General features: G+C 65.5%; 7 protein-coding genes. 3 read left to right on the top strand and 4 right to left on the bottom strand.

All coding sequences use genetic code 11. The features are described from left to right. Positions 1-94: 94 nt before the first annotated feature. Genes tagF through tssA form a run of 3 tightly spaced genes read left to right on the top strand, consistent with a single transcriptional unit; the run spans position 95 to position 2,962 of the window. The gene (gene tagF, locus E4L98_RS18105) at positions 95-1,081 is read left to right on the top strand and encodes a type VI secretion system-associated protein TagF (RefSeq protein ID WP_135202947.1); all 987 of its coding nucleotides are present in this window, start codon (positions 95-97) and stop codon (positions 1,079-1,081) included. 3 nt (positions 1,082-1,084) lie between these two features. Beyond that, positions 1,085-1,849: an OmpA family protein gene (locus E4L98_RS18100; RefSeq protein WP_135202946.1), complete on the top strand. Its 765-nt coding sequence runs from the start codon at positions 1,085-1,087 to the stop codon at positions 1,847-1,849. Between the two features lie 24 nt (positions 1,850-1,873). Further along, on the top strand, positions 1,874-2,962 hold the full coding sequence (gene tssA, locus E4L98_RS18095) for a type VI secretion system protein TssA (protein ID WP_135202945.1): 1,089 nt from the start codon (positions 1,874-1,876) through the stop codon (positions 2,960-2,962). Between the two features lie 92 nt (positions 2,963-3,054). Here the strand turns inward: tssA and tssH are convergent, their stop codons facing one another. Genes tssH through tssE form a run of 4 tightly spaced genes read right to left on the bottom strand, consistent with a single transcriptional unit; the run spans position 3,055 to position 9,164 of the window. Next, positions 3,055-5,766: a type VI secretion system ATPase TssH gene (gene tssH / locus E4L98_RS18090; protein ID WP_135202944.1), complete on the bottom strand. Its 2,712-nt coding sequence runs from the start codon at positions 5,764-5,766 to the stop codon at positions 3,055-3,057. A 13-nt stretch (positions 5,767-5,779) separates the two neighbouring features. After that, a complete protein-coding gene (tssG, locus tag E4L98_RS18085) occupies positions 5,780-6,865 on the bottom strand; it encodes a type VI secretion system baseplate subunit TssG (protein WP_135202943.1) in 1,086 nt (361 codons plus the stop codon). Next, a complete protein-coding gene (tssF, locus tag E4L98_RS18080) occupies positions 6,829-8,673 on the bottom strand; it encodes a type VI secretion system baseplate subunit TssF (RefSeq protein ID WP_135202942.1) in 1,845 nt (614 codons plus the stop codon). Before tssF ends, tssG begins: the two co-directional genes overlap by 37 nt. A 2-nt stretch (positions 8,674-8,675) precedes the next feature. Further along, positions 8,676-9,164: a type VI secretion system baseplate subunit TssE gene (gene tssE / locus E4L98_RS18075; RefSeq protein WP_135202941.1), complete on the bottom strand. Its 489-nt coding sequence runs from the start codon at positions 9,162-9,164 to the stop codon at positions 8,676-8,678. Positions 9,165-9,167 lie beyond the last annotated feature (3 nt).

Raw genomic sequence — 9,167 nt, 5'->3', positions numbered from 1 at the left:
TGACAGCACCGGCGCCGCGTGCGCCAGTCCCCGCCCCCGCCACCATGCCGGCCCCTGCGCCGACCGGCGTGATCCGCACCGCAGGAGCGCAGCCATGAGCCGTAACGCCACCACCGCCACCATCGGCTACTTCGGCAAAGTCCCCGGACGCGGCGACTTCGTCAAAGGCGGCGACAGCCCGGCACTGATCAAGGTGCTGGACGACTGGCTGGCGCAGGCCATGGACCTGATGAGCGCCGACGCGCGCTGGAAGCTCAATTACGACGCCGTCGCGCCGCTGCACTTCGCCTTCGTCGGCCCGCGCCGGCGGCATGCGATCGCCGGTCATATCATCGCCAGCAGCGACCAGTCGCAGCGCCGTTTCCCGTTCCTGATGACCAGCAGCGTGGAAGTCGCGGAGCCGGGCAGCTTCGTGCCGACCGCGCCGCTGGTATTCAACCGCCTGTGGAACCGGCTGGCGACGCTGAGCAGCAGCGTGGTCGGCGCCGGCGATCCCACCGTGCCGCTGCAACTGGCGGCCAGCGAAGCGATCGAGCTCGATCTGCGCAGCGCCGCCTACCAGGCCAGCTTCGACGATTTTCTCGAACTGCAGACCATCGGCGGGCTGGATGGCCTGCTGGCGCAGGCCGGCTTCAAAGGATCGTCGCGCCAGGTGCTGCTGGCGCTGGGCATGCTGCTGCAGCCGGTGCTGGCCAGCAGTTCCAGCCGGCTGGATAAAACCCTGCTGCTGCCGCTGCCGCAGGACCCCATGTACCGCAACCTGGTGGCGGCATTCTGGTTGCACCTGATCACGCCGTTCCTGGCGCGCGCCGACTTCGAACTGGCGCTGTTCGTCACGCGCCAGCGCGAGCAGCCGGTGCTGCTGGTCGGCTTCAGCGGCGCCTCGCCGGCCACCCTGCACGGCATCATGGACCCGCAGGCCGCGCGCGAACAGCATATCGCGTTTGAAGAACTGGACTGGGTGGAGGAACACGCGGACAGCGATTACGCGATCAAGAAGCTGTCCACCTACCTGTCGCAGCCTACCCTGTCACTCAAGTCCGCGCTGGATTCGGTCAGCGCGGCGTTTATCGGAACCTGAACCATGCGTACTCTCATTCTCGGCATTCTGATGCTGGCGGCCGGCGGCGTCCATGCGCAAACGCCGGCGCCGCAACCAGGCCAGGTACTGGCCAGCGGCACCCTGCCCGACGAAGCCAGCAAGGCCGCCGTACTCGCCAAACTGCGCGAAGTGTACGGCGCCGACAAGGTGGTGGACCAGATCTCGATCGACAAGGTGGCGACGCCGGCCAACTGGAACGGCTATGTGCAGAAGCTGATCACGGCGGACCTGAAACAGATCAGCCGCGGGCAACTGAAGATCGACGGCAGCACCGTCAGCCTGCGTGGAGAAGTCGGCAACGAAGCGGTGCGGCAGAAAATCGCCAGCAACATCGCCACCAGCCTGAATCCCACCTACACCGTCAACAACGGCCTGCGCGTCTCGGCGGCCGACCAGGGTGTGCTGGATAGCGCCCTGGCCAACCGCATCGTCGAATTCGAAAGCGGCAAGGCCGAGCTGACGCCGACCGGCAAGGCAATCCTGGACGAAATGGTGCTCGCGCTGCGCAAGCTGAACAACCGCAAGGTCGAAATCATCGGCCACACCGACAGTGCCGGCCTGCGCGCCACCAACCAGGGCCTGAGCCAGGCCCGCGCGGAGGCGGTGAAAGCCTACCTGGCCAGCCACGGCATCAACGGCGACCTGCTGAGCGCCAGCGGCCAGGGACCGGATCGTCCGGTGGCCAGCAACGACACGGCGGAAGGCCGCGCGCGCAACCGACGCATCGAATTCCGCATGGCGCAGTAAGCGCATATCGAACAAGGACCACACATGTATTCCGCACAAGAGCTGTTAGAACCGATCAGCGGCAACCAGCCGGCCGGCACCGACCTGTCGTTTTCCCCCGAACTGGATGCCATCGCCCAGGCGCGCAAGTTCGACGACCCCTCGCTGGACCAGGGCGAATGGGTGACTGACCTGAAGGAGGCCGACTGGCCATTCGTCATCGACCGCTGCGCGCACCTGCTGAAAAACACCAGCAAGGACTTGCGCCTGGCCGTCTGGCTGACCGAAGCCGGCGCGCGCATGCACCAGTTGCGCGGGCTGGGGGAAGGCTATCTGGTGCTGGCCGGCCTGTGCGACCAATATTGGGACAAGGGACTGTACCCGGAAGCCGAAGACGGCGACAACGACCAGCGCACCGGCAACCTGCGCTGGATACTGTCGCGCACTCCTGGACTGGTGCGTGAAATCGGCCTGACGGAAAACGGCGACTACTCCACCATCGACATCGAAGAAGCGCGCAAGCGCGCCGGCAGCGGCAACGAAGAACTGCAGAATCGCACACCGCGGCTGGCCGACATCGAAACGGCGAAGCGCAACAACTCGGCGCAATTTGCGGCTACCTTCCGTGCCGACGCCCAGTACTGTATCGACGCGCTGGAGCAACTGGAGCGTGTGGCTGAAGCGAGGCTCGGCGACGAATCCCCCGCCTTCGCCGCCGCGCGCGACGCGGTAAAAAACATGCTGCACGCGGTCCCCGCGCCGGCCGCAACGGCCGGCGCTGCATCCAGCGCGGCTGGGGCAGCAAGCGGCGACTGGGCTGGCGGCACGGCCGGTGCGGTCCCCGAAAGCCTGGCGGCGGACGGCGCTGGCCAAACTGCCACCGGAGTGCCGTCGAACCAGAACAGCGGCGGGCAGCCCGGCGTCATCGGCAACCGCGCGCAAGCGGTGGCGCAACTGCGCGCGGTGGCGGCCTTCTTCCGCCGCACCGAACCGCACAGCCCCGCCTCCTATTTTGCCGAAAAAGCGGCCGCCGCAGCCGAGCAAGACCTGCACACCTGGCTGCGCTCCGTGGTCAAAGACCAGAGCTCCCTGGCCCACATCGAAGAACTTCTGGGCGTCCCCCCCGCAGAATAATCCGGGGTCAGGTCTTCCATTGCGTCACGGGCTCTGCTGTAGCGATCGCTACGGCAGAGCCCGTGACGCAATGGAAGACCTGACCCCGGAGTTTATTTGACGGTGTATTTGAACTGGCCGGCTTTGTTGGCGCTGACCTTGATTTTGGCGATGGCCGCGCCTTCGGCCATGCGCGCCAGGACGGCTTCCGCAATCTCCGGCAGCAGCGTGCCGTTCAGGATGTTGTCGACGTTGCGGGCACCCGAGTCCACTTCGGTGCAGCGCGCCAGGACGGCTTCCACCAGCGCTTCGTCGTAGCTGAATTCCGCTTTGTGGTTGGCGGCGATGCGGCGTTCGATTTTGCCCAGTTTGAGTTTGATGATTTCGACCAGCACGTCGTCCGGGATCGGGTAGAACGGTATCACTTTCAGGCGGCCCAGGAACGCCGGTTTGAATTGCTTCATCAGCTGCGGGCGCACCAGTTCTTCCAACTGCTCCACCGACGGCAGTTCCTCTTCAGTCTTGTTCAGGCAAGCCTGCATCAGCGCGCCCGAGGCGATGTTGGAGGTCAGGATGATGATGGTGTTCCTGAAGTCGATCTCGCGTCCTTCGGCATCGTCCATCACGCCCTTGTCAAAGACCTGGAAGAACAGTTCCATCACGTCCGGGTGGGCTTTTTCCACCTCGTCCAGCAGCACCACGCTGTAGGGATTGCGGCGCACGGCTTCGGTCAGGACGCCGCCTTCGCCATAGCCGACATAGCCCGGCGGCGAGCCTTTCAGGCCGGAGACGCTGTGCGCTTCCTGGTATTCGCTCATGTTGATGGTGATGAGCTTGCGCTCGCCGCCATACAGCACGTCCGCCAGCGCCAGCGCGGTTTCGGTTTTGCCGACACCCGATGGACCGACGAACAGGAACACGCCTTTTGGCTTGTTCGGGTCGTCCAGGTTGGCGCGCGAAGTCCGCACGCGCTGCGCCACCGCTTCGATGGCGTGCGGCTGGCCCAGTACACGCTGTTCCAGCATGTCCTTCAGCCGCAGCACGGTCTTGATTTCGTCCTTGACCATTTTGCCGAGCGGGATGCCGGTCCAGCCGGCGACGATTTCGGCCACCACGTGGCCATCCACCTGCACCGGCACCATCGGCGTTTCGCCCTGCAGTTCGCGCAGTTCGGCCAGCATCGCCTGGATGTCGCGCGCCTGGCTGACCGCACCAGAAGCTGGCGCGCCGGCACCTGTGGCCTCCGGGCCTGCGGCGTCGGCACCGTTTGCGGCGCTGGCGGGAGTGGCGCTGGTACGCCGCGCGTCGATGATCTGTGCCGTCAGCGCTTTCTCCTTCTCCCAGCGCTCCGACAGCGAACGATGCTGCTCATCGGCCGCCGTGCGCGCATTCTTCAATTCCTGCAGCCGCGCGTCGCGGGACGGTCCGCCTTCGGTCTGCTCGCGCTCCAGCGCCACGGCTTCGGCATCGATACGCTCCATCTGCCGCGCCAGATTCTCGATGCGCGAGGGAGTGGCGTTCTGGCCCAGCGCGACTTTCGCACACGCGGTATCCAGCACGCTGATCGCCTTGTCCGGCAGCTGGCGCCCCATGATGTAGCGGTGCGACAGCCGCACCGCTTCGGTGATCGCCTCGTCGTACACGCGCACGCCGAAGTGCTTTTCCATCAGCGGCGCCATGCCGCGCAACATGGCGCAGGCCAGTTCCTCGCTCGGTTCTTCCACCTTGACCACCTGGAAGCGGCGCGCCAGGGCGGCATCCTTTTCAAAATACTTCTTGTACTCGCCCCAGGTCGTGGCGGCGATGGTGCGCAATTCGCCACGCGCCAGCGCGGGCTTCAGCAGGTTGGCGGCATCGTTCTGGCCCGCCTGCCCGCCCGCGCCGATCATGGTGTGCGCCTCGTCGATGAACAGGATGATGGCGTGCGGGCTTTTCTTGACTTCGTCGATCACGTTCTTCAAGCGGTTTTCGAATTCGCCCTTGACGCTGGCGCCGGCTTGCAGCAGGCCCATGTCCAGTGTGTGGATCTCCACGCCTTTCAGCACGTCCGGCACGTCGTTTTGGGCGATCCGCAGCGCCAGCCCTTCCACCACGGCGGTCTTGCCGACGCCCGCCTCGCCGGTCAGGATCGGATTGTTCTGGCGGCGGCGCATCAGGATGTCGATGGCCTGGCGGATTTCCTGATCGCGGCCGATTACCGGATCGACCTTGCCCTCGCGCGCACGCTGCGTCAGATTGGTGGTGAACTGGTCCAGCGCCGGGGTCTTGGTGGCGGCGCGCGCCTGCAGTTCGCCGACCGGATCGCCGCCCTCGCCCGACGGAGCGGATGGCGTCACCGGCACTTCCTCCGAACCGGCCGTGATCTTGTCCAGATTGTGCTTGATCTGCTCCAGCTCGAAACGTGCAAACAGCCTGGAGCTGCGCGCCGCCAGCTGCGACAGCTCGGTATCGGTCAGCAGCGCCTGCAGCAGATGGCCGCTGCGGATCTGTACATGCGTGTTGTCCTGAATGTCCAGCGAGGCGATCAGCCAGGCGTTCTCGAACAGCTTGGGCAGGCGCGGCGAGAACACCGGCGTGCGCGTGTTGCCGTTCTTGAAGCGGCCGACTTCCGCGCGCAGATCGGCTTCCAGCTGGCCGATGCTGATATCGCTCTGGCGCGCGATCAGCGCCACGTCGCTCTTGGGCTGCTCCAGCAACGCGAGGAACAGATGCTCGATATCGACCTCGTACTGCCCCAGCGACACGCACAGGCTGGCGGCGCGGGTGGCGGCGGCGCGGCTGGTGTCATTCAGTTTGCCGATCAGCGTTTTCAGATTGATGCTCATCTTCTTATCCTTATCATGTCATTGCGTGTATTTCGTAGCGCACGTCGGCGCGGTCCTGCTGCTGCGGTTCCGTGACCAGGAAACCGTCCCAGCCCAGCCGCCCGCCGCTGCCCGCATCGCCCAGCGCCGCGCCCCGCACATCTTCAGCGCGCAGCACCAGCTGCACCTCGTACTCCAGCGTGACGCCGGTGAACATGGTCAGCATGCTTTGCAGCGCGCGCGCCGCTTTACCGCCGGGCAGAAAGGATGCGTAGCCTTTCCGGTCCAGCGGGCCTATCACCAGCCGCACGCGCAGGTCGCGCTGCCACACGCGCTCCCCCGCCATCGCGCCGCCACCCAGCACCGCGTTGGTCATTCCCAACATGGTTTGCTGCTCCCGCGGCACCGCGTACCAGCAACCGATGAACTGTTCGGCGCGCACCGGCTGGCCGAAATACTCCGACAGCACACGCGCTATCTGCACTGCGGATGCCGGTCGCTGGCGCATCGCGGTGGCGAAATACGCCACCGATTCATCCAGCACGCCATCGCCGCCGTCGGACAGGCGCCGCCGCAGCGACGGGTTGTGCATGCCGGCCAGCGACAGCAGCAGCGGCAGGAAGCCGTCCTTGCCGTCGATCTGGTACTTCAGCTCCAGCCGGTATTTGCGCCAGGCTTCGTAGAACAGCGCCAGCGCGCGGTTGGAAAAGGTGTCGAGGAAGGCGCGTGGCGCGTCATCCTTCTGGTACAGCATGTGGGCGGCGATGCGCTCGGTGTAGTGCGCGGGCAGCGTACCGCTGCTGCCCAAAAACCCCATGAAGGCTGGCGTGATGCGCACGTAGCGCAGCTGTGCCGTCTGCAGCGCTTCGCCCAGGCTGGACGCGGTGGTGGCGATATTGCGCGGCTCCGGCAGCAGCGCCTCCAGCTGACTGGCCGGGAAGCTGAGCGAGGTCGAATTCTGGAAGCGCAGGAAGTTGGCCACCGCGCCTTCCTGCGGCGCGCCATGGCGCTTTAGCCAAAGCTCCAGCATGCGCACCGCCTGGAAGTATTCGAAACGGTGCGGCTCCGCAAACAGTCGCTCGATTACAGCAGGCTCAAATCGCCGCTTCGGGGCAAGCATCGCAGCAGTTCCTCTCCGTTTTTATTCGATTTGATGACCAGCTGCGTAAAGCTGTTGGCGTGTACGTAAAGGCCGAGGAAGCGCTCGACGATCTGGCCGAAAGCATGTATGCCGCTGCCGACAAACGCTTCCTCATCCACCGTCAGCGTGACTTCGATGCCGCGCACCAGGCAGGCGAAGGGATTCCCCTGCAGCCAGGTGGTGGCCGCCTTGTGCGACACGGCGACGATGCCGCCGATCTGGCGCTGCGACGACGGGGAGCGCGGCAGGTCGTACAGCGTCAGCATCTCGCGGAAGGCATCCAGTCCGCCGCCGGTCAAGGACAAGTGATTCAGCGATAAATGCGAAATCAGACGCCAGTGCGCACCGCGTCCGCGTTCGAAGCGGTACGATGGCGTCGGCTTGCGCAGGAAGCTGATGGCGCGCACGCTGGAGCCGCCTTCCAGGAACAGGTCTCCGCCGCGCAAACCGTAGCTGAGCAGCGACGGCAGATCGCGGTTGGTGCAGGTCAGTTCCAGGCTCAGTGTGTCGGTCTCCACCTCGGCCGGATCGAAGTCGATGTCGACGATGGAGATCTGCGTTTCGTAGCCGGGGCTCTTTTCGGCGATGTCCTCGTCGCGCCGGGCCACCCAGTAATGGCCGTTCTTCTCCGGCGTCTGGCCATGTCGCAGCGAGTAGAACGGACGGAATTCCTGGATGCTCTCCCCCAGCGGCGTCTGACGCACCAGCCGCACCGATTCGATCGCCTGCACCTCGTAGGCAAAGGCGCGGCGCGCGTCGGCCAGCACAGGATAGCTGGCGGAGGCGTGGGTCAGGCGTATCGGCTCGCCGCGCTGGCGGAACAGGTTCACCACCGGCGTGCAGCCCAGCAGCACGTTGTTGGTGCTCAGCGTGGCCAGCATGCGCGCCAGGTTGGAATCGGTGCGCAGGCCGGAGAGCGCCAGGTGCAGCGTCACCGTGCGGCAGCCGGCCGGCAGCACGCCGCTGAGGGTGTGCAGGTCGATGTCGAAGAAGTTGAACTTCTCCGGGAAGCAGAAATATTCGGTCAGCAGCCGGTAGGCGGTGTGCGAGCGTGCCGAGAAGTCGATCAGCGCCTCATCCTCGCCGAAGCCGGCGGGCGATACGGGAATCTTGTGCAGCGGCGTCCAGCGGCCATTGCCGTCGGCTTCCACGTAAGCCGCCACCGCGCGCGTAAACAGGGCGTCGCGCAGCGCCGCGCAGAACGACGGCTCGCCGTCGATGAACACGCGCAGTTTGCCCAGCGCCAGCTGGCCCAGTGTCACCTGCTCCGCGGTGCAGGACAGCGTGATGCTGATGCCGGATGTGGCCAGCGGCGGTGGCCGCAGCGCTTCCGGCGCCGACAGGATAGGATCGAACTGCGCGCCGGTCAGCGCCAGCGGCGCCACGGTGACCGGATAGGCGGTGCGGAAGGTGCAGGTGGCGCCGCGTACCGGCCGGGTGCACAGTTGCGTGCCGCGCGGTATCACGCTGGACGTCGTCAGCTGCGCCGCGGCGCCGCTGAAATCCATGCGCGCGATCGAGCACGAAGGAAACGGCCGCAGATAGTGCGGATACAGCACCTCGAACAACGCTTCGGTAAATTCGGGATAATCGTCGTCGAGCCGTTTGGCGATGCGTGAGTTCAGCAGCGCGAACGATTCGATCATGCGCTCGATGTGCGGGTCCTCGCACACCTCGCCGCTGATCAGCAGACGGCCGGCGATTTTCGGGTAGCGTTCAGCGAATTCGCGCGAATAGCGGCGCAGGAATCCCAGCTCCCGTTCGTAATACGGTAATAATTGTTCCAATCTCAGGCTCCCAGCGGTGCGGCACGGCGCGCTTTGCTGATGGTGTAATGCAGGCTTGAGGGCTGCAGGACGGCGTCGAAGTTCACCGGTTCGTGCGCGCTGTGGACCACCAGCAGCGCCGTAATGGCGAAGTTGAGGCGGTTGACGGCGTCCGCCCGCAATTCCAGCGATGCCTGCACATTGCGCAGGCGCGGTTCGTGGCGGGCGATCGCCTTTTCCAGACTGCGGCAGATGAAGGCGCGGTCGTCGGTGCTCGACAGCGACAGGCCGGCAAAATCCTGCAGGCCATAGGTGGCGATCGAACTGCCGCACTCGGGAAAACGTTTCAGGAGTTCCTCCGGGAGGACCGCGCGGGTGTTGAGCAGCGCTTCCAGATCACGCGCCACCGCATCCTTCACGTCCTCGATCGACAGGCGCGACACGGTGCCGCCGGCGCCGTGGGACGGCGCCTCCATCAGCCGATCGAACAGTCCCGGAGTAAATCCCTTCATGCG

Origin of the sequence: Duganella callida, assembly GCF_004614165.1 — a bacterium.
In the GTDB taxonomy this organism is placed as follows: domain Bacteria; phylum Pseudomonadota; class Gammaproteobacteria; order Burkholderiales; family Burkholderiaceae_D; genus Rugamonas; species Rugamonas callida.
The sequence above is the reverse complement of the archived record's forward strand: the minus strand, read 5'-3'. Positions and strand labels throughout refer to the sequence as shown.